Origin of the sequence: Aquidulcibacter sp., assembly GCF_020253525.1 — a bacterium.
GTDB lineage: Bacteria > Pseudomonadota > Alphaproteobacteria > Caulobacterales > Aquidulcibacteraceae > Aquidulcibacter.
In genome coordinates this window covers 58,001-77,473 of the sequence record NZ_JADCBK010000027.1, presented here as the reverse complement: position 1 = coordinate 77,473, position 19,473 = coordinate 58,001, and the positions used below count along the sequence as shown (strand labels likewise).

At 55.3% G+C, this 19,473-nt stretch carries 17 protein-coding genes; 10 read left to right on the top strand and 7 right to left on the bottom strand.

Annotation, left to right across the window (positions count from 1 at the left end):
- Position 1: 1 nt before the first annotated feature.
- Together IOB61_RS03815 and fliI are read right to left on the bottom strand one after the other, a co-directional pair.
- Positions 2-421, bottom strand: coding sequence for a flagellar export protein FliJ (locus IOB61_RS03815; protein ID WP_290812413.1), 420 nt, complete (start codon positions 419-421; stop codon positions 2-4).
- A 117-nt stretch (positions 422-538) separates the two neighbouring features.
- The gene (gene fliI / locus IOB61_RS03810; protein ID WP_290812410.1) at positions 539-1,909 is read right to left on the bottom strand and encodes a flagellar protein export ATPase FliI; all 1,371 of its coding nucleotides are present in this window, start codon (positions 1,907-1,909) and stop codon (positions 539-541) included.
- A 259-nt stretch (positions 1,910-2,168) separates the two neighbouring features.
- On the opposite strand from fliI, the gene ctrA reads away from it, so the two are divergent.
- The 6 genes from ctrA (at position 2,169) to IOB61_RS03780 (ending at position 7,869) form a co-directional block, all read left to right on the top strand.
- Positions 2,169-2,870: a response regulator transcription factor CtrA gene (gene ctrA, locus IOB61_RS03805; protein WP_085341292.1), complete on the top strand. Its 702-nt coding sequence runs from the start codon at positions 2,169-2,171 to the stop codon at positions 2,868-2,870.
- Between the two features lie 149 nt (positions 2,871-3,019).
- Positions 3,020-3,166, top strand: coding sequence for a hypothetical protein (locus IOB61_RS03800; RefSeq protein ID WP_290812407.1), 147 nt, complete (start codon positions 3,020-3,022; stop codon positions 3,164-3,166).
- A 130-nt stretch (positions 3,167-3,296) separates the two neighbouring features.
- Positions 3,297-4,691 (top strand): aminotransferase, encoded by a 1,395-nt coding sequence (locus IOB61_RS03795; RefSeq protein WP_290812404.1) that lies wholly within the window; start codon positions 3,297-3,299, stop codon positions 4,689-4,691.
- 106 nt (positions 4,692-4,797) lie between these two features.
- On the top strand, positions 4,798-5,838 hold the full coding sequence (locus IOB61_RS03790) for an aspartate-semialdehyde dehydrogenase (protein WP_290812401.1): 1,041 nt from the start codon (positions 4,798-4,800) through the stop codon (positions 5,836-5,838).
- 66 nt (positions 5,839-5,904) lie between these two features.
- On the top strand, positions 5,905-6,801 hold the full coding sequence (gene rarD / locus IOB61_RS03785; RefSeq protein WP_290812398.1) for an EamA family transporter RarD: 897 nt from the start codon (positions 5,905-5,907) through the stop codon (positions 6,799-6,801).
- Positions 6,802-7,119: 318 nt separating this feature from the next.
- The gene (locus tag IOB61_RS03780) at positions 7,120-7,869 is read left to right on the top strand and encodes a gamma-glutamyl-gamma-aminobutyrate hydrolase family protein (protein WP_290812395.1); all 750 of its coding nucleotides are present in this window, start codon (positions 7,120-7,122) and stop codon (positions 7,867-7,869) included.
- Here IOB61_RS03780 and cysQ read toward each other — a convergent pair.
- The 3 genes from cysQ to IOB61_RS03765 form a co-directional block, all read right to left on the bottom strand.
- Entirely contained in the window at positions 7,866-8,690 is an 825-nt protein-coding gene (cysQ, locus tag IOB61_RS03775) for a 3'(2'),5'-bisphosphate nucleotidase CysQ (RefSeq protein ID WP_290812392.1), read from the bottom strand. The two genes, IOB61_RS03780 and cysQ, sit on opposite strands and share 4 nt — an antisense overlap.
- 74 nt (positions 8,691-8,764) lie before the next feature.
- A complete protein-coding gene (locus IOB61_RS03770) occupies positions 8,765-9,178 on the bottom strand; it encodes an HIT domain-containing protein (protein ID WP_290812389.1) in 414 nt (137 codons plus the stop codon).
- Entirely contained in the window at positions 9,179-10,225 is a 1,047-nt protein-coding gene (locus IOB61_RS03765; protein ID WP_290812386.1) for a MaoC family dehydratase, read from the bottom strand.
- Positions 10,226-10,500: 275 nt separating this feature from the next.
- On the opposite strand from IOB61_RS03765, the gene IOB61_RS03760 reads away from it, so the two are divergent.
- The 4 genes from IOB61_RS03760 (at position 10,501) to IOB61_RS03745 (ending at position 16,749) form a co-directional block, all read left to right on the top strand.
- Positions 10,501-11,490, top strand: a complete 990-nt coding sequence (locus IOB61_RS03760; RefSeq protein WP_290812383.1) for a DUF808 domain-containing protein — start codon at positions 10,501-10,503, stop codon at positions 11,488-11,490.
- A 67-nt stretch (positions 11,491-11,557) separates the two neighbouring features.
- Entirely contained in the window at positions 11,558-12,865 is a 1,308-nt protein-coding gene (locus IOB61_RS03755; RefSeq protein WP_290812379.1) for an FAD-binding oxidoreductase, read from the top strand.
- 29 nt (positions 12,866-12,894) lie between these two features.
- Positions 12,895-14,340: an NAD-dependent succinate-semialdehyde dehydrogenase gene (locus IOB61_RS03750; protein WP_290812377.1), complete on the top strand. Its 1,446-nt coding sequence runs from the start codon at positions 12,895-12,897 to the stop codon at positions 14,338-14,340.
- A 120-nt stretch (positions 14,341-14,460) separates the two neighbouring features.
- Positions 14,461-16,749: a PAS domain-containing sensor histidine kinase gene (locus IOB61_RS03745; RefSeq protein ID WP_290812375.1), complete on the top strand. Its 2,289-nt coding sequence runs from the start codon at positions 14,461-14,463 to the stop codon at positions 16,747-16,749.
- 8 nt (positions 16,750-16,757) lie between these two features.
- Here IOB61_RS03745 and IOB61_RS03740 read toward each other — a convergent pair whose 3' ends face one another.
- Both IOB61_RS03740 and yihA read right to left on the bottom strand, forming a co-directional pair.
- Positions 16,758-18,425: a hybrid sensor histidine kinase/response regulator gene (locus tag IOB61_RS03740; protein WP_290812373.1), complete on the bottom strand. Its 1,668-nt coding sequence runs from the start codon at positions 18,423-18,425 to the stop codon at positions 16,758-16,760.
- 389 nt (positions 18,426-18,814) lie between these two features.
- Entirely contained in the window at positions 18,815-19,471 is a 657-nt protein-coding gene (yihA, locus tag IOB61_RS03735) for a ribosome biogenesis GTP-binding protein YihA/YsxC (RefSeq protein WP_290812370.1), read from the bottom strand.
- Positions 19,472-19,473: the final 2 nt, after the last annotated feature.

Genomic DNA, 19,473 nt, shown 5'->3' with positions numbered 1-19,473 from the left:
GTTAAGCGGAGTGGCGCTTGGCAGCCCGGATCATGGCGGCTTCATCCAAGAAGGCCTGTTCGCGCTTGGCTTTGGAGGCATTCGTCCGGCTTAAACGGCGTTCTTCGAGCATTTCGAACTTCTTTTGCTCTTCAAAAGCTGCTTGTAGGTCACCCCGTAAGGCTTCCAATTGCTCTTCAACGCCGACAAGCGAGGCATCAAGATTGGCACGCTGTGCAACCAGCACTTGGGAATAAGCGACCCAATGGCCCATCATAGCCGGATCGGCTTCCGCGCGGGCACGCTCACGCTTCTCAGCGACCAAAAGATCAGCCTTCTTGCGCTCAATATCCTCGCGCGTGCGTTCAGCCGCACTGATCAGCATCTGTACGCTGTCGACCTTATGCTTGGCCAATTTGATAAGCGTTGAGCCGGTTTTCATTATGACTTTCCCTGCGTTACATCTCCTATGTACACGCTGTGGGTTAAGAAATCGCTCTTTCGATCTGTAGAATTTTCCCGCGGGTAGGAAAACTGCACCCTAGGCTCAATGACTTTCTTAGCTCTGCGTGGCCATGATGTCAGAAAGGCGCTGGAAAGTCTCCGCAAAGGTAGTCCGCTCTTGCTTACCTTGGCTTAGGAACTCTTCCAATGGTTCTGCCAAAGCGATCGCCCGGTCCGTACCTGGGTCTGCTCCGCGACGATACGCGCCGAGGCGGATCAATTCCTCCATATCCGAATAAGCGGCTAAGGCGCGCTTGGCGTCGCGCACCAAAACTTGCTCCTCCGGTGCATGACATTCCGGCATCAGACGGGAAACAGATTTGAGAATATTGAGCGCAGGAAAACGGCCTCGTTCTGCAATGGCGCGTTCGAGCACCAAATGGCCATCGAGAATGCCGCGGACCGCATCGGCAACGGGCTCATCATGGTCACCGCCGTCAACAAGGACTGTGAAGAGGCCAGTAATTGATCCGGTTTGGTCCCCACCAGTCGGGGCACCCGGGCCTGCGCGCTCCAGAAGTTTTGGTAATTCGGCAAACACGGTTGGCGTATAACCCTTCGTGGTTGGTGGTTCGCCGGTGGCTAAGCCGATCTCACGTTGGGCCATGGCAAAGCGGGTCACACTGTCAAAAAGGCACAGGACCTGCAGCCCTTGGTCGCGAAAGTGCTCGGCAACGGCCAAGGTGGTATAGGCGGCCTGACGGCGCTTGAGGCTACTTTCATCGGATGTCGCCACAACCACGACTGAGCGGCGCAGACCTTCAGTGCCCAAAGTGTCTTCAACGAATTCCTTGACCTCTCGGCCACGTTCACCAATGAGGCCAATGACAACGACATCGGCGGCGGCACCTTTGGCCAATTGTGACATTAAAACCGATTTGCCGACGCCTGAGCCCGCGAAAATACCCATTCGTTGTCCCTGACATAAGGCGCAAAAGGCGTCGATTGCGCGAATGCCTGTCTCCATCCTCTCGCCAACGCGCACCCGCGTGTGTGCTGGAGGGGGAACACCTCTGAGCAGGCGGGGGTGGGAACCATTGGGGACCGGTGGCCCGCCATCAACAGGGTTGCCAAACGCATCAATAACCCGACCCAACCAAGAGGAGGATGGCGCGATCATGGGCGAGGTGCCCTCAAAGACGAGGCTTGCCCCTGCACGCAAGCCCTCAACGGTTTCAAATGGCATCAGAAGGGCGCGGCCATCGCGATAGCCAACGATTTCGAGGCGCGCATAACCTTCAGCAGCTTCGACCAGTGCCCGTGCTCCTAAGGCCATGGCTTGGGGTGGACCGCTCGCTTCGACCATCAGACCTTTAACGGCAACGATCCGGCCTTCATAGCGCGTGTGGTCTTGCCGCCCCAAGGTTTCGGCCAAATCGGCCAAGCGCACACCGCCTCCCACTCGTGAATGTCCGTCTGGACGCATCCTGCCGCCCTGCTTTCTCTGCTAAAACCCGTCCCACTTAAGACGCCATGTGAAGAAATGAGTGAACATGGTTGATAAAGTCGCATTTGAAGTGCTTCGCGTTAACCTGTCGTAAAGATCAATTCGGCAAACGTAGCCTCAACATATGGAAAATGTCAGACAAGCCGCAAAAAGCGGTTAACCATCTTTAAGCAAATCAGCTTAGGCATGGGTCGTTGGTTGTTACACCGCCCATTTAGGGCATGTCGGAGGGGGCTCCATGCGGGTTCTGTTAATTGAAGACGATAGCGCGACGTCGCAGTCGATTGAGTTAATGCTGAAGTCTGAGGGCTTCAATATCTACACGACTGACCTTGGCGAAGAAGGTGTCGATCTAGGCAAGTTGTATGACTACGACATTATTTTGTTGGACTTGACCTTGCCTGACATGAACGGCTTCGACGTGTTGCGGCAGTTGCGCAATTCTCGTGTCGGCACGCCAATCCTGATCTTGTCGGGGACGAGCGACATTGACACCAAGGTTCGTGGTTTGGGCGTGGGCGCAGACGATTTCGTCGCGAAGCCTTTCCACAAGGACGAGTTGGTTGCCCGTATCAATGCCGTGGTACGCCGCTCGAAGGGCCATTCACAGTCGATGATTCGCACCGGCGACATCGTGGTGAACCTCGATCAGAAAACGGTGGAAGTGAACAATCAACGCGTTCACTTGACCGGCAAAGAATATCAAATGCTGGAACTGCTTTCCTTGCGCAAAGGCACGACCTTGACCAAGGAAATGTTCCTGAACCACCTCTATGGCGGTATGGACGAGCCAGAATTGAAGATTATCGACGTCTTCATCTGTAAACTGCGCAAGAAATTGGCCGCTTCGGCCGACGGCCAGCACCACATTGAAACAGTTTGGGGCCGTGGTTACGTGCTTCGCGACCCAACACCGGGTGAGCAATCTGCAGCGGCCTAAGGTCACTAAAGCTTCACCACTGATTTAATAGAAGTTTAAAAGGCTCGCCACATGGCGGGCCTTTTTGCTTAGGGGCGATTAACCACGTGGCACAGTACTTGCTAGTAATGTCTTCAGACACACAAGGTGTCAGAAGATGGAACAAAGCGATGAGAACTGCACCACGTTACACCGCAGAAGCCTCGTTTCGCCCACGGCAATTGCGGGACTATAATGAGCCTGTTGTGCGTCCGGCTGTTCGCCTGCAAGTCCGCCCAAGCTTTTGGCAGAGGCTTTGGAAAGCGCTAGGCTTTTAAGCCTCGCCTCCCTGAACCTTTCATGCGCCGCCTCAGTGGATAATTACAGGCCAAGGCGCAGAAATAACTTTCCCTGTTCGTCCGGCTGATCTATTTGTTATAACAAACAGATCAGCTTAGGACAAAAGCCATGACCCCACCAGCAACAGCTTTGCGTAATTATGACGCGGTTGAGCTGCGACGTTTGGATGTCGCACACCACCTACCTGCCCAAGCTGATTACGGCGAGATTCGTGATTTGGGGGGGTCGCGCATCATCACGCGCGCGGAAGGCTGCAAATTCTGGGATGTAGACGGCAAATCCTATCTCGATGGCATGGCCGGTCTTTGGTGCGTCGGTGTGGGCTATGGACGCAAGGAATTGGCTGACGTTGCTTATGAGCAAATGTTGGAACTTCCTTATTATAATAGCTTCTTCAAAACCGCGACGGCACCTGCCGTACGCTTGGCCGCAAAGATTGCTGGCATTACCGGCGGCGAATTGCAGCATGTGTTTTTCAATTCTTCCGGCTCTGAAGCTGTCGACACCATGTTCCGTATGGTGCGCCATTATTGGGCGGTTCAAGGCCAGCCTTACAAAAACATCTTTATCTGCCGACGCAATGGCTATCATGGATCGACAGTTGCAGGCGCAAGCCTTGGCGGCATGAGCGCTATGCACGCGATCGGATCTCTGCCCATTCCAGGGATCGAACATGTGATCCAGCCCTATGCCTTCAATGAAGGCTTTGGCGAGGATGAGGAAGCTTTTGCAACGCGCTGTGCGCAAGAGGTTGAAGACCGAATCCTAAAAGTTGGTGCCCATAATGTCGCAGCTTTTGTGGGCGAACCCATCCAAGGCGCTGGTGGTGTCATCATCCCGCCAAAGGGCTATTGGCAGAAGATCGAAGCAATCTGCCGCAAATACAATATTCTCTTGGTTGCCGATGAAGTCATTTGTGGCTTTGGCCGCACTGGCCAGTGGTTTGGCCACAATACCTACGGCTTTACACCGGACATTATCACCACAGCCAAGCAATTGTCGTCGGGCTATGCGCCGATTTCAGCCACGATTGCCTCGCGCGCCATTGTCGAAGTGCTGCGCGAAAAGGGCGGCGACTTTGTGCATGGCTACACCTATTCCGGGCACCCAATGTGCTGCGCGGTCGCAGAGCGCAATTTGGAAATCATTGAGCGCGAAGACCTTGTCACCCGCACACGTGAAGCCACCGGGCCCTATCTGGCAAAGGCCTTGCAGCGCTTGGTGGGCCATGAATTGGTCGGGGAAGTGCGTTCGCAAGGTCTGTTGGGTGCTGTCGAAATTGTATCTGAACCCGGCACGAACCACCGTTTCGGCGGTAAAGAGGGCAAGGCAGGCCCCATGGTGCGTGACGCCTGTATCGCCAATGGTCTGATGGTTCGTGGGATTCGCGACAGCGTGGTCATGTGCCCGCCGCTGATCGTTTCCACGTCGGAAATCGACTTTATGATCGATACAATCGAAAAATCACTCAATCAGTGCCTACCTGCCTTACGCGCGCTCTAAGGCGCGGTCTGGCCTGATCCAAGTGGCAGCAAAGGGCTCATAACAGTCCTTTGCTCTTGGACATTAGCGCTCAAAGGGCTAATAGGGCTCCCTACGGAGAAAAGTCATGGGTTTAAAAGTCGCCGTCGTCGGTGCAACCGGCAATGTTGGTCGCGAATTGCTTGCTTTGCTGGCAGAACTGAAATTTCCTGTTTCCGAGATTGCCGCGATTGCATCAAGGCGTTCCTTGGGTCGTGAAGTCTCATTTGGCGACAAGACTTTGAAATGCCAAGCCCTTGATTATTTTGACTTCACCGGGTGGGACATTTGTTTGATGAGCGCCGGTGGTGCAACATCGAAAGAATGGTCGCCCAAGATCGCGGCGCAGGGCTGCTTGGTGATCGACAATTCCAGCCAGTGGCGCATGGACCCCGACGTTCCGCTCGTCGTGCCAGAGGTCAATCCAGACGCGGCCATGGGCTATAAAAAGAAAATGATCATTGCCAATCCAAATTGCTCAACCGCGCAATTGGTTGTGGCCCTCAAGCCATTGCATGATTTGGCGAAGATCACCCGCGTGGTGATCTCAACCTATCAGTCGGTCTCTGGCACAGGCAAAGAAGCCATGGATGAATTGTGGACCCAGACACGCGGCATCTTTGTCAATGATCCGGTGAAAACCGAAGTCTATCCAAAGCAAATTGCCTTTAACGTCATCCCGCATGGCGGCGATTTCATGGAAGACGGCTATACGACCGAAGAATTCAAATTGGTCGCCGAAACCAAAAAAATGCTGGACCCCACCATTAAGGTGACGGCGACTGTGGTGCGCGTACCCGTTTTTGTGGGTCATTCTGAGGCGGTTAACATTGAATTTGAAAACCCCATCAGCGAGGAAGCCGCCCGGGAAGCTTTGGAAGAAGCACCCGGTTTGGTGGTCATGGATCGCCGTGAAGCCGGTGGCTATATGACGCCAGTTGAAGCAGCCGGCGAATTCCCCGTCTATGTGTCGCGCATCCGCACCGACCCGACGGTTGAGAACGGTTTGGCCATGTGGGTTGTTGCCGACAATCTGCGCAAAGGTGCCGCACTCAATGCGATCCAGATTGCCCAATTGCTTGTCGAGCGTGGTGCGTTCGAGAAAAAATTGACCGTGGCGAGTGCCTAACACGATAGCCTAATAATACCCCTTTTGCTTTGTGCTTGGCGGGGTAGCGCTGGGCACGAAGGGGGAATGATGACACTGGTTGAGCGTAGAAGGTTGCAACCCGCATTTTGGGCGGCATTGTCCGCCTATGTCATGTGGGGCCTATTGCCGGCCTTCCTGCACTTGTTTGCCCACATCCCCCCTCTGGAAGTGACGGCCCAGCGGATTGTTTGGACTTTGCCCTGCGCTTTCCTTGCCGCTCTGGTATTTGGAGGCTTTGCCTCCCTGCGGGTTAGTTTACGGACTTTAGGGCTATTGGCCTTATCTGCGGCGCTGATTGGCGGCAATTGGCTACTTTATGTCTGGGCAGTTGGCCAAGATCGGATCGTGGAATCGAGCCTTGGCTATTTCATCAATCCGCTGATCAATGTCTGTATGGGCGTGGCTTTCTTTAAAGAAAAGCTGACCAAGTGGCAGATTGGCGCTTTGGCTTTGGCACTCTTGGGCGTGCTTAACCAAACTTTTCTGGTCGGTGCTTTCCCCTATGTGGCCTTAGGCTTGGGCTTCTCATTCGCGCTTTATGGCTTGGTTCGCAAGCTAGCCCCGGTTCAGCCCGCAGCGGGCCTGTTTTGGGAATCAGCTCTTCTCTTCTTGCCCGCCCTGATCATCATTTTCTGGCATATTCAGGCAGGCGGCCCTGTCATGGGCGGCTCACTGAGCATGACAGGCTTATTGATTTTGCTGGGGCCTGCAACTGCGATCCCATTGATTTTATTTGCAACTGGGGCACGTGGCCTTAAGCTAACGACTTTAGGACTGCTGCAATATCTGGCTCCAACCCTACAATTCAGCACAGGCCTAGCTTTGGGGGAGCATTTCACCCCAGCCCATGGGATAACCTTTGCTCTGATCTGGGCAGGACTGGCGCTCTATAGCGTCGCAACCTTCCAATCCAGCAGGAAGACCGCCACAGAAACGCCCTAGGCCAAAAACGAAAAAAGGCCCCAGCCAGAAAGCCGGAGCCCAAAAAGTTTTTCGCATGCAGGGGACCTAAAAGAAGGTCATAATCCTGTTAGCAAGCAATGTGCCATGAATTGTTTGGTTGCGAAAGAGGAAAAATACGTGGTTGACAGTTAGTTGATGTCCCAAAACGCAACATGTGTCTTAAGTCTGAACAAATTTGGTCATTATCCTGGTGTAAGTGGCCAAACCCTGCCCAATCCTTCGTCATTTGGTCTTTGTTAGCTTTTTCTAACCATGTTTTACATGCAAACTATCTTCAATCGAGGTTAGGTTATGGCCATGCATGTAACGATCTTTGAAACCGGCCGACCGCCTGAACCGATTCGCGGCGCGTTCCCTACCTATCCTGCCATGTTGGAAGCCCTCTTGGCCCCGCATATCCCAGCCCTCACTTGCGAGGTCGTGCAGGTTCTGGACGGGCAAGCCTTACCAAATCCGGGCGAGGTCGAAGCCGCGCTGATCACAGGATCGCCCGCGGGTGTGTATGATGATTTTGCTTGGATTGCCGAACTGAAAACTTGGATCCAGCGCGCCGGTGAACATAAAGTCCCGCAAGTTGGCATTTGTTTTGGCCACCAGCTCATGGCAGAAGCTTTTGGTGGGCGGGCGCATAAGGCCCCCCAAGGCTGGGGCCTAGGCCGCCATACCTATCACGTCGCCGCCGAAGAGCCTTGGATGGGCGGAACTCGACAGCGCCTACACTTAGCGGTCAGTCACCAAGACCAAGTGCTGGAACCGCCCAAGACGGCTCGCGTCATCGCGCAATCGGATTTCACGCCTTATGCGGCTTTGGTTTATGACGATGTGCCTGCTTTATCGTTTCAAGGCCATCCGGAGTTCTGCCCGCGATTTGCCGATGCGCTTATTCGCTCGCGACGGGGCACGCGCTTTTCTGAGGATATGGCCGATGCTGCTTTGGCAAGCCTCAACGCGCCGCTTGATGGGGATGTGGTTGCCGCTTGGGTAGCGGGCTTCTATACCCATGCCTTGAACGAACGGCGAGCCAAACAGGAACGCGCAGCAGCTTAAAAGAGCGTCGCGGCCAAACTGGGGTCACCCATCGCCATAAAGCCGCAATTTCTGCATTCTTCTTGGATCTTCCCATAGTGGAATGCTTGGCCATTTAGGTCCAACATGGCCCCGCCTGCCGCGGTCAAAACGCCATCCCCGGCTGCCGTGTCCCATTCCATGGTCGGTCCAAAGCGGGGATAAAGGTCGCCTTGACCTTCAGCGATCAAGCAGAACTTTAAGGAAGAACCTCGGCGCACAAGTTCCCTGACGTGGATTTTTTTCAAAAAGGCCTCAGTCGCCGAATCTGGATGCGAGCGTGAGGCCAAAACTGAGAGGCTATCTTCAGCCTCACGTGTTTTAATTGGGTGCCAAGTGCCTTGAGGGTCGAGGCGCCACGCACCGCGAGAAGCCATCCGACAATCTCCGACCCAGGAGACGCCAGTTTCCGGCATATAAACCACCGCCACGGCCGGCCTGCGACCAGTCAAAAGAGCGATGTTGACGGTGTAATCGGGGTCGCCTGACACAAACTCGCGCGTACCGTCGAGGGGATCAATCAGCAGAAAATCCCCGTCTGGATTGGCAAGAACTTTGGGACCGTCCTCCCCTTCTTCGCTGATCACTGGGACATGGGGTAAAAGCTCTGTCAAACCCTTGAGAATAATGTCGTTAGAGGCCAAATCGGCGGCAGTAACAGGCGAACCGTCCGACTTTGCGTGTGATTGGATGCCCTTGTGCTTGACCGTCAGTATCGCGCCACCCGCGCGCCGCGCCAATGCCTCAAGCGCAACAACAAGCGCATCTGGAACCCGTGAAATCATTCTGTCAGGCTGGTTCATATCAATCACAAAAGAAGGCGGCAAACTGGTGTGACGGACGTCATGACAGGATTTTGACGCGATGAATATAGGGCTTAATCGAGGCTCGACACGAATGTTGCGACACGATTGATCCAGGCCGCGGCCTCGTCAGAGCTATAGGGCTTAGCCGGGCTATGCCCCCAAACTGGTCCGGGCCAAGCTGGATCGCCCACATGCCGACCAACGATATGGATATGAAGTTGGCGCACCATATTGCCCAGAGCGCCAATATTGACCTTATCAACCCCCGGCAGGCCGCCGACCAAACTGCCGAGTGCTAGGATTTCCTTCCACGCCTGCTGCCCATCTTCTGGCGTCAAATCAAACAATTCCACAGCACCAACGACACGCGGCACCAGCACCAGCCACCGATAGCGCGAGTCATTCATCAGCCGCACGTCGCACAAGCAAGATTGCGCCACAAAAAGCGTATCGGCCTCTAGTCTCGGGTCGAGTGAGAATGCCATTTAGCTGATGAAACTCGATCGCAGCGGGATCGCAGCCCAATAGTCAAACTCTAGGATAGCGTCGGGGCTTTCAGGTCCTTGGAAATCATAGGCTGAGACATTTTTTGTCGCAATCAAGCGCAGCCGCAGGGCACCATGGCCATTGCTTAACAGCGCTTTGTCGAGAACCTCGCTCCACGCATAAATCGTATCGCCGGCGAACAAAGGATTGATGTGCCTTCCGGCATTAATGGCCAGAATTTCGGCAGCATTGGCCAGTCCATTAAATGCCAAGGCACGCGCGATTGAGATCACAACACCGCCATAAATCAACCGCTTACCTTGTTTGGATTGGGCTTGGGCGACAGAGTCAAAATGCACCTTTGCCGTGTTTTGATACAGGCGCGTCGCAATCTGGTGCTCGGCCTCTTCGACCGTCATCCCATCAACATGGTCGATGCATTCCCCGATCTGATAATCTTCAAACGCGTAGGGCGAGCCTGCCAATTCAGAATCATAAGTCCCAGACCAAGCCGGAACGGGAGCTGGTAAATCATGGGGCGCAACGAAGGCGGGCAATTGCGGGATAACCGGCGTTGGCGCTGGCGCGCTGGGGTCGCCCTTATGGACCATCACCCAACGAACATACGTGAGGATGGCTTCGCCCTGCTGATTGAAGCCGGTCGTCCGGACGTAAACAACGCCTGTCTTGCCATTGGAGTTTTCTTTAACGCCAATGACTTCAGAAATGGCCGACAAGGTATCGCCGGGGAAGACGGGGCCAAGGAAACGACCATCCGCATAGCCCAAATTCGCGACCGCATTTAGGCTGATGTCGGGAACTGTTTTGCCAAACACCGTATGAAACACCAAGAGAGGGTCAATGGGTGCGGCATCTAAGTCACCGTCACGCGCAAAGGCATCTGAGCTATAAAGCGCATAGCGCGAGCCTGTTAGCGCGGTATAAAGCGCGACATCGCCCTCTGTGACAGTCTTTGGGGTCGCGTGCCGCAAAACCATGCCGACATGGAAATCTTCAAAAAATAGTCCCGGATTTGATTTGGTCATCAAGCAGCCTTTCTCGGCTTTGGTTAGCGAGCCAAAGGCCTGCCTGCAAGGCTTTGAAGCGCTTGGGGCTGGCGACCGAAGGTCACAAGTCCGACATTCAATCAGGTCACTTCTTTGGGCCCCAGTTTAGGTTGCTAGTAATGCTTCACCCCTTTGGGACGGCCAAAAGTGGTTGAAAGGGGATTTAACGCGATAATGCATGCCGCGGGACATAGCGCTTAGGCCCAAAACGGCCTATATCTTGGGCTCTAGGGGTCCTTTTTGGGGGTAATGATTTGAGCTCAGGATTATTGGCGCTGTTGGACGATGTCACAGCGATCGCGAAAATTGCGGCAGCAAGCTTGGATGATGCAGCGGCTCAAGCGGCAAAGGCCGGTAGCAAGGCCGCAGGAAAAGCGGCTGGCATTGTGATTGACGATGCTGCTGTTACGCCGCGCTATGTCGTTGGCTTTGCCTCGGAACGCGAGCTCCCCATCATTGGCAAGATTGCTTGGGGCTCGCTTAAAAACAAGATGATCATCCTGCTGCCGGGTGCCCTGTTCCTAAGCTTCTTTGCCCCTTGGATTATCACACCGCTCTTGATGTTGGGCGGAGCCTATCTGTGCATGGAAGGCTATGAGAAGGTAATGGACCTTGTCCGCCCCCATGACGACCACGGCGAGGATGACGCCACAGATGCGGGTGACAAGACCTCTCTTGAGCTTGAGAATGAGAAAGTGGCCAGTGCAATCAGGACCGATTTCATTCTATCCGCAGAAATCATGGCCATTACGCTATCCACCGTCGCAACCGCGCCACTTTGGTTGCAGGGTGGCGTATTGGCCGTTGTCGGCATCGGCATGACGGCCTTGGTCTATGGGGCCGTCGCACTGATCGTGAAGGCGGACGATGCAGGTGCGGCCATGGCGCGCTCTGCCAATGGCGCGATTGCAGCCTTTGGGCGCGGCCTCGTTTTAGGCATGCCCGTGTTTTTGAAGGTCCTCAGCTACATTGGCATGGTTGCCATGCTGTGGGTTGGCGGCGGCATTATGGTGCATGGCCTCTATGAGCTTGGCTACCCCACACCCGAGAAGGTGATCCATGGGTTCGCGACGTCGGTGGCGGCAAGTGTCCCAGCGCTGTCAGGCTTTGTGACCTGGCTCGTGAGCGCGGCAATTGCTGCAGTAATTGGCTTGGTTATTGGCGCGATTGTCGAACCAATCGCCCATAAAGCCTTGGTCCCCGCCTTTGGCCGCGTGAAGGGCTTATTCGGCCCCAAAGCTTGAGGTTACGGGCTTAGAGCTGCTTGACCTAAATGCCTGGATGGTTCATTTGTTATAACAAATGACAGCCGTGCATTCTCCTTCGCGTCATGTTTGCTCTGCAGCCAGTGCGCCCACCACGTGGTATCACGCATCAGCAAAGCGTCCCTTTGCCCGCACCATACCCCTTATTGGGGAAGTGTGGGCAGATGTAGTTATCGTAGGGGCGGGCTTTACCGGCATATCAGCAGCGCTTGATCTGGCCAAAGCCGGACTAAAAGTTGTTGTTCTTGAAGCCAACGAAGTTGGTGCGGGTGCTTCTGGCCGAAATGGTGGCCTTACCTGTTCTGGCTGGCGGCATGACCAGAAATGGCTTGAAGCACGCATGGGCCGCGAGGATGCGCGTAAGCTATGGTTACTCGCCGAGGATGCCAAAGCAGACCTTCTGGCACGTATGGGGGATTTGCAAATTGAGGCAGATTGGGCTCCGGGGCAAATCTTTGCCGCGCACACTCCGGGCCTGATGCGAGACTTGGATGAAGACGCGGACTTTATGGCGCGCGCGTATGGCTATGAACGGCCCCAGCGGCTGGATCGCGAGCAAGTTGAGGAGGCGCTTGGAACCTCTGCATACCATGGCGGCTGGCGCGACCCATCGGCTGGGCACCTGCACCCACTCAAGCTCCTCTATGGCCTGACGCAAGCGGCCCTCGTCGCCAAAGCAGATCTGCATGAGAACAGCCGCGTCCTTGAAATTGGGGTCAAGGGCCGCAAGCGATTTGCCAGAACCGCAAATGGTCGGGTCGTCGCGGAGCATATCCTCTTGTGCGGCGATGGCTATTTGGATGGCATAGAACCCGATGTTGAAGCGCGGGTTCTGCCAATCGGCAGCTTTGTCGTCGCAACCGAGCCCTTACCGATCGCCAGCCCAATTTTGCCGCACCATGATTCGGCGATGGATACGCGCTTTGTCGTCAATTATTGGCGCAAGACAGCCGATCATCGCTTGATATTTGGCGGGGGTGAAAAATACACGCCAAGCTGGCCGAAAGACGTTGAAAGCTTCGTGCGGCGCAATCTGGTCAAAATCTATCCCAGCCTCAGCGCCATTCAGGTTACCCATGCTTGGGGTGGCGCACTCGGCATCACCCCAACCCGACTGCCTTTTTTGCGTCAAGTGCGGCCCGGCATTCTGTCCGCGTCTGGTTACTCGGGTCAAGGCGTTGTTTTGGCACCCTATTTTGGGCGCATTCTTGCGGCATGTGTTTTGGGTCAACAGCGTGACTATGACGTGCTGGAACGTATGCCCGTACCCCATTTCCCAGGTGGCCGAGCGCTCCGCTGGCCGCTTTTGACCGCAGCCATGTCTTGGTATGCGCTTCGAGATAAACTACCGTGATGCGATGCCACGGCTGAGGAGGCCAAAACGTGAAGCTCTCTAATCCACGCCTGCTCCGTACCCAATGTCTCATTGATGGCCAATGGATCGGCGACGGCGATGAAGAAATTTTCAACCCCGCAACCGGGGCTGTTTTGGGCAAAGTCCCCAGACTGGGTCACGAGGCGGCCGAAGAAGCTGTCGCCGCGGCCAATGCCGCTTTACCTGCTTGGCGCAGCCAAACAGCGAAAGAAAGAAGCGCCATTCTACGCAAATGGTTTGACCTGATCATGGCCAACCAAGAAGATTTGGCGCAGATCTTGACAGCAGAACAGGGCAAACCACTAGCCGAAGCACGCGGCGAAATCGCTTACGCCGCATCTTTCATTGAGTTTTTTGCCGAAGAGGCCAAGCGCATCCACGGGGAGACGCTTCCATCACCAAAGGCCGATGGCCGCATCATGGTCTTGCGCCAGCCTTTAGGCGTCGTGGCAGCCATCACGCCTTGGAATTTCCCGGCGGCCATGATTGCACGCAAAGTAGGTCCCGCGTTGGCAGTAGGCTGCACCATGGTTCTAAAGCCCGCCCCAGAAACCCCGTTCACCGCGCTCGCCCTCGCGGATTTAGCTTGTGAGGCGGGCGTGCCAGCAGGGGTGTTGAACGTTGTGACGGGCGACGCCGTAGCAATCGGTCAAGCCTGGTGTTCAAGCGAGATCGTACGGGGGTTGTCGTTTACGGGCTCCACCCCGATTGGCAAACTTTTGATGCGCCAATGCGCTGATACCGTCAAAAAGCTGGGACTTGAGCTTGGCGGAAATGCGCCTTTCATCGTTTTTGATGATGCAGATATTGATGCGGCCGTAGACGGGGCAATGGCGTCTAAGTTCCGCAACATGGGCCAAACCTGCGTCTGTGCAAACCGGATTTATGTCCAAGAAAGCATTCATGATGCCTTCGTTGCCAAACTGACGGCCAAAGTCGCCGCCATGAAAGTGGGACCAGGGACCGAGGAAGGCGTCACGCAGGGCCCGCTCATCAATCGGGCAGCCCTTGCCAAGGTTCAAAGCCATGTCGCCGATGCCTTAGCCCAAGGCGCAAGCCTCCAAACAGGCGGCAAAGTCAGCTCCCTAGGGGGCACGTTCTTTGAGCCCACCGTGATCACGGGGGTGACCGCTTCAATGAAGTTTGCACAGGAAGAAACCTTCGGTCCGGTCGCGCCGATTTTCCGCTTCAAGACCGAGGCAGAAGTAATCGCTGCTGCCAATGATACGCCATTTGGTCTTCAATCCTATTTTTATACGAAGGATTTGGCCCGTGCTTTCCGGGTCGCTGAAGCGCTTGAATCGGGGATTGTGGGTGTGAATTCGGGGCTAACCTCGTCTGAAGGTGTACCGTTTGGCGGCATCAAACAAAGTGGCTTAGGCCGCGAAGGATCGCACCACGGTGTCGAAGAATATTTGGAACTCAAATACGTCTATCTCGGCGGAATCTCCTAAGCCGAAACTGTGCATAAGGTGCATCCAATCGCCCGGCGTTAATCTTTGTTAACCAATCTTAGCTTAGATTTAACGAAGTGAATCAAAACGAGTGGATGCGTACAGAAAGTGCCATTAGACTTGTCAGCCTTTTTGGCCCAATGGGGGCGTGATGTCGTGACCGCGGGCGGGGCCGCGGCCGTGGCCGGCTATTTGGCCTATCGCTATGGCAAGCAAAGGCGCGTTCCCATTTCGAGCCCCCGTGCCAGTGCCGCCATTGCAGCTTCGGGCTCGGTCGCCTTGGTTTGGCCAGATCATGATGATGGCGAAGGCTGGGGTGAACCCGAGGAGGAGGCCGACGCCTCAACGCGGGCGACGCTCCTCAAACGTTTGGATCTGAAAGCACAAAGCCCAACCGAAGAACCCAGTACCTTTGATATCTTAGAAGCCTTGGTTGCAGCGTCGGCTGAGCTTGGCACCCGCCTTACGCACTTACGTCAGCGGGGAGAAGCCTTCACCCTATCGGTTTTGGGACTTGAAGTTATGGGCAAGCCCCACGGGGCCAAAGCCATCGTCTGGCTGACCCCCGGTGCGGCTGCAGGCGATCTTGCCGGGGCTGGACAGGCGAGTTTCCCGGCTTGGCGAACCGATAGCCAAGGTGCCCTTTTATGGGCCAATACGTCGTATTTGAAGGCCGTTGAAGCGGTAGATCTTGAAGATGCACGCGCCCGGGATTGCGCGCTTGATCAAAAAGCGCGGGATGATGCGGCCCAAGCTGCCAAGGGCCAAGCCTCAACCCATACCAGAGCGGTTACGATTGATGGCAAACGTCGCATGTTGCGGATCAGTCTTTTTCCGGCCGACGACGGCGCCTCCGGCATTGCTTTTGATGTGACTGAAGAGATTGAGGTGCGCGATACCTTGGCCCGCGAAGCCAAAGCGCATGAGGAAACCTTAAACCATTTGACCGACGCGGTTGCGGTATTTGACTCCAGTCGCCGCTTGACCACGCACAATAGTGCTTTCTCTAACCTTTGGGGCCTTGAGGATGCGTGGTTGAACGATGGCCCGACCCACGGCGAATGGCTGGACAGGCTACGCCAGTCAGCCAAGATTGCAGCGACGCGCGACTTTGCTGCTTGGAAGGCAAAAGAGCTTTCGCATTATCAGGAACCCGGCCTGATCCCTGATGAGACTTGGACCATGCCTGATGGTCGTATTCTGCGCGTGGCTCGCCAGCGCCAGCCTTCAGGTGGTCTGTTGATCCTGTTTGAGGACATCTCCGATAAGATGGGTCTGCAAGCTCGGTTCAAAACATTGATCGAGGTGCAGCGCGCCACCTTGGACAAGCTTGGCGAAGGCGTGGCGGTGTTTACCGCGGATGGACGGCTCTCCTTAGCCAATAGCGCGTTTGCGCGCATGTGGGGCCTCGACCAAAGCTTCTTAGAAGCACTACCCGAATTTGACTTGGTTGCAGAGCGTGCAATTCTGGTCCATCGCGACCCTGTGTTTTGGAGTGAACTAAAGGCCCGGATCTCCGATCCCTCGCCCCGTTCACGACAAGAGAAGCAGGGTGAATTTGTTTGCGCCGATGGCACGAGCCTGACTTGGCTGACCCGCCCCCTGCCCGATGGCGCGACGCTGGCGGCCTTTGCCGATGTGACTGCTGCGCGCGAAGTGGAAACTGCCCTGCGCGATAAGGCGGCAGCTTTCCAAGACGCCGACCGCCTAAAAACAGAGTTCGTGCGGAATGTGAGTTATCAATTGCGTACACCGCTTACGACAATTGGCGGCTATGCCGAACTCTTGGCGGCGGGTGTTGGCGGCACATTGACTGAAGCCCAGTCAGATTATCTGAACTCAATCAGCATTGCGTCCAGCCAGCTTGAAAAGCTGATCGAGAATATTCTCGACCTCGCCATGATTGATGCCGGGCAAATGTCGCTAGACTTGGGCGACGTCAATCTGGCCGAAACCCTTGAAGTCACGGCAGAGATCGCGCGGACCAATTCCGTCAACGACCAAGTGCGGATTGTGGTTGAGTGCGACGAAAGCGCTGGGATCATTCGGGCAGATAAGGCGCGCATCCGGCAGATTTTGTTCAATCTGGTATCCAATGCGCTGCGCTTTACGGGCAAAGGCGACACCATCACGATTGGTGCGCGCCGCTTTGACGATACGGTTCGGCTGTGGGTCAGCGATACGGGGCCCGGCATTGATATGGCGCGGCAAGCATCTGCCTTTGAAGGCTTTGCCGATGGCGACCGGCGGGCGGGCGTCAGTCTCGCTTTGGTCAAGCGCTTTGTTGAACTACATGGCGGCTGGGTGTCTTTGGCCTCTCCCAATGCCAAGGGGGTTACCGTGTCTTGCTATCTGCCCGCAAAAGCTACGCATTTGCATGCAGCACCCGAACTCGATCTTGTGAGTTAAACTGGGCCTTAGGCACGCTCCAAAGCGGGGCTTTCACCTTGATGGCTGGCAATGGCCCCCGCGAGAGCCGCTTCAATGCCTTTCGCCAAGGATTCAGGCGTGACAGGCTTTGCAATATGGACGTCGCACCCGGCCTGTAAGGCCTGCTCGACATGTTCTTTCATGGCATTCGCGCTGAGCATGGCAATGGGTGTGCGGGGGAGGTTGGCGGTCAATTCATAAGCACGGATTGCCTGTGTCGCCTTCAAGCCATCCATTTCAGGCATCTGCATGTCCATCAAAACGACATCAAACTTATCCGCTTGGAAAGCCTCCAAGGCCTTCACGCCATTTTCCACCACGGTGAGGTCCACGCCATAGGGCTGCAAGATCATGGCCACAACGCGTTGATTGGTTGGGTGATCCTCGGCCAATAGAATGCGCAAGAGGCGCTCTGCCTCGCCCGAGGCTGCCACATTTTGCTTTGGCACGGCAGGCTGCATCGTGCGTAGGATGTCAAATGCATCCAGTGGCATAGACCGTTTCAGCGGCAGCTTTACGGTAAAGGTTGAACCTTGGTTGGGGATCGACACGACGCTGATAGAGCCGTCCATCATCTCTGACAGGGCCTTACAAATGGACAGGCCAAGGCCTGTGCCACCAAATTGGCGGGTGATCGATCCGTCGGCTTGTTCAAAGCGATTGAACAAGCGGGCGCGGGCTTCTTTGTCAAACCCGATACCCGTGTCGGAAACCTTGACGACTAAGGTCGCGACTTCCTCATCGACTTCGGGCTCGATCACATCGACCTGAACCGTAACCTGGCCCTCTTTGGTGAACTTAACCGCGTTCGAGGCGAGGTTCGAAACGATCTGGCGAATGCGGACAACATCGCCTTTGAAAAGCCCGCGTGCGGTATCCCCAAAGCTCAAGCTGAATTTGAGGAATTTCTCTGTCGCGGCTGTCTGCATCAAATGCACAGCCGCCTCGATTGCTTCGACAAGATCGAACGTGTCGACTTGAAGGGTTAACTTGCCCGCTTCGATCTTGGACACGTCAAGGATGTCGGTCAAAAAGCGCTCAAGCGTCTGGCCCGATTGACGGATGAGGCTAACCATTTCGAACTGCTCATCGCTGAGCGGGGTCCGGCTCAAAGCCCCAGCCAAACCAATGACCCCATTGAGAGGCGTACGAATCTCATGGCTCATGTTGGCGAGGAATATGCTTTTGGCTTTGCTGGCAGATTCGGCTGCAGCCCGGGCTTGGCGAATTGCAGCCTCAGACCGACTATTTCGAAGCACATAAGCTAATTGATGGGTTATCAGACGCCAATTGATCGGCTTGACGACAAAGGAGGTCGCGCCAGCGGCAAAGGCCAAATCAATCGCCTCCATGTCGTCGCGCCCGGTAATTACGACCACCGGCAGACCCATCAAGCGCGGGTCGCGGCCCATGGCTTCCATCAGCTCAAAGCCATTCATATTCGGCATGTCGAGATCGACGAGCGCAACGTCAAAGTCACCTTTACGCAAAGCTTCCAGCGCAATCAGCCCATCCTCTGCAACACTTACCTCGATACTGGGGCTCGTCAGGTGCGAGACGGCAAATTCACGCAGGATGGGATCGTCGTCCACAACCAAGACCCGTGCAAAGTCTGTTCGGACGAAATGATCGATGCTTGCGGCGGGCGAACTCATATGGGCACCCAGTCCAGAAGGCCAGTCTCAAAGGTCGTACCAGCCAGTCCAACAGGGCAACGCAGCCGGGCGGGCACGCGCAAGCTGCTTGGCTGCATGCGTCGCTCAGTTTGTAGCATTTGGAGAGGCGTCAAGCACTGCACCATTGCGTTTATGAATCCCATACCGAACAAAATTGCCCACGTTTTTCGGTAAAATCTCGCAGAAACTCCTTAACTTTGGGTCAAGCGAACGGAGGTTTTTTTATTCAAGTCTTTGGTATCAGTCAGAAAATCTAGAGTAGTGAGGACTTCAAGTCCCAAAAAGGCGAAAGAGCCAATTGCCCGAGCCAAATGCTGGATTGTTTTCGCGCAACAGGGGAATATCACACTGTATTTGAATGAAAAATTTTACGTTACCGATAAGGAAGCGATTTCTTCTCGTAATTGCCCAATGCCGAGGTTTTCATGGGAAGAGATTGGGAGAACCTCAGGATGTGCAGCGGGACGCTTCTTGAGGGCCTCTTTTGTGACAGCAAGAACCGCATCCAGCTCCCCCTTCTTCAATTTATCAACCTTTGTCAGGATGATTTGATACGACAAGGCAGAACTATCCAGCATGCGCATGACGTCCAGATCATTGGGTTTTAACCCATGGCGGCTGTCGACCAGAACAAAGGCCCGCTTCAACGTGGCGCGGCCACGCAAGAAGTCACGCGTTGCCTCGTTCCAGCGCGCGATCTCTGCCTTTGATGCCACCGCATGGCCATAGCCGGGTAGGTCAACAATCCGAATACGCTCGACCTCATCCTTGCCGGCAATGGCAAAGAAGATCAGCTCGCGGGTGCGCCCAGGTTCTGACGATGCCCGGGCCAGACCTTTGCGCCCGACCAAGGCATTTACCAAACTGGACTTGCCGACATTGGACCGACCGGCAAAGCACACTTCGGGTGCCCCCATGGGCGGCAAGTCCGACATGGTCTTAGCGGCCCACAGGAAGCGCGGCTCCAAGCGAAACAAGCGTTCCCCCGGTGGGAGGTCACGCATAGGAGCCATTGGTTCAGACATAA

What these genes read in the sequence shown, in the direction of transcription:
- ctrA (WP_085341292.1), top strand. Translation starts at nt 2,169, where the DNA reads ATGCGGGTTCTGTTAATTGAAGACGATAGCGCGACGTCGCAGTCGATT.
- IOB61_RS03800 (WP_290812407.1), top strand. Translation starts at nt 3,020, where the DNA reads ATGAGAACTGCACCACGTTACACCGCAGAAGCCTCGTTTCGCCCACGG.
- IOB61_RS03790 (WP_290812401.1), top strand. Translation starts at nt 4,798, where the DNA reads ATGGGTTTAAAAGTCGCCGTCGTCGGTGCAACCGGCAATGTTGGTCGC.
- fliI (WP_290812410.1), bottom strand. Translation starts at nt 1,909, where the DNA reads ATGCGTCCAGACGGACATTCACGAGTGGGAGGCGGTGTGCGCTTGGCC.
- IOB61_RS03795 (WP_290812404.1), top strand. Translation starts at nt 3,297, where the DNA reads ATGACCCCACCAGCAACAGCTTTGCGTAATTATGACGCGGTTGAGCTG.
- cysQ (WP_290812392.1), bottom strand. Translation starts at nt 8,690, where the DNA reads ATGAACCAGCCTGACAGAATGATTTCACGGGTTCCAGATGCGCTTGTT.
- yihA (WP_290812370.1), bottom strand. Translation starts at nt 19,471, where the DNA reads ATGTCTGAACCAATGGCTCCTATGCGTGACCTCCCACCGGGGGAACGC.
- IOB61_RS03770 (WP_290812389.1), bottom strand. Translation starts at nt 9,178, where the DNA reads ATGGCATTCTCACTCGACCCGAGACTAGAGGCCGATACGCTTTTTGTG.
- rarD (WP_290812398.1), top strand. Translation starts at nt 5,905, where the DNA reads ATGATGACACTGGTTGAGCGTAGAAGGTTGCAACCCGCATTTTGGGCG.
- IOB61_RS03765 (WP_290812386.1), bottom strand. Translation starts at nt 10,225, where the DNA reads ATGACCAAATCAAATCCGGGACTATTTTTTGAAGATTTCCATGTCGGC.
- IOB61_RS03780 (WP_290812395.1), top strand. Translation starts at nt 7,120, where the DNA reads ATGCATGTAACGATCTTTGAAACCGGCCGACCGCCTGAACCGATTCGC.
- IOB61_RS03815 (WP_290812413.1), bottom strand. Translation starts at nt 421, where the DNA reads ATGAAAACCGGCTCAACGCTTATCAAATTGGCCAAGCATAAGGTCGAC.
- IOB61_RS03740 (WP_290812373.1), bottom strand. Translation starts at nt 18,425, where the DNA reads ATGAGTTCGCCCGCCGCAAGCATCGATCATTTCGTCCGAACAGACTTT.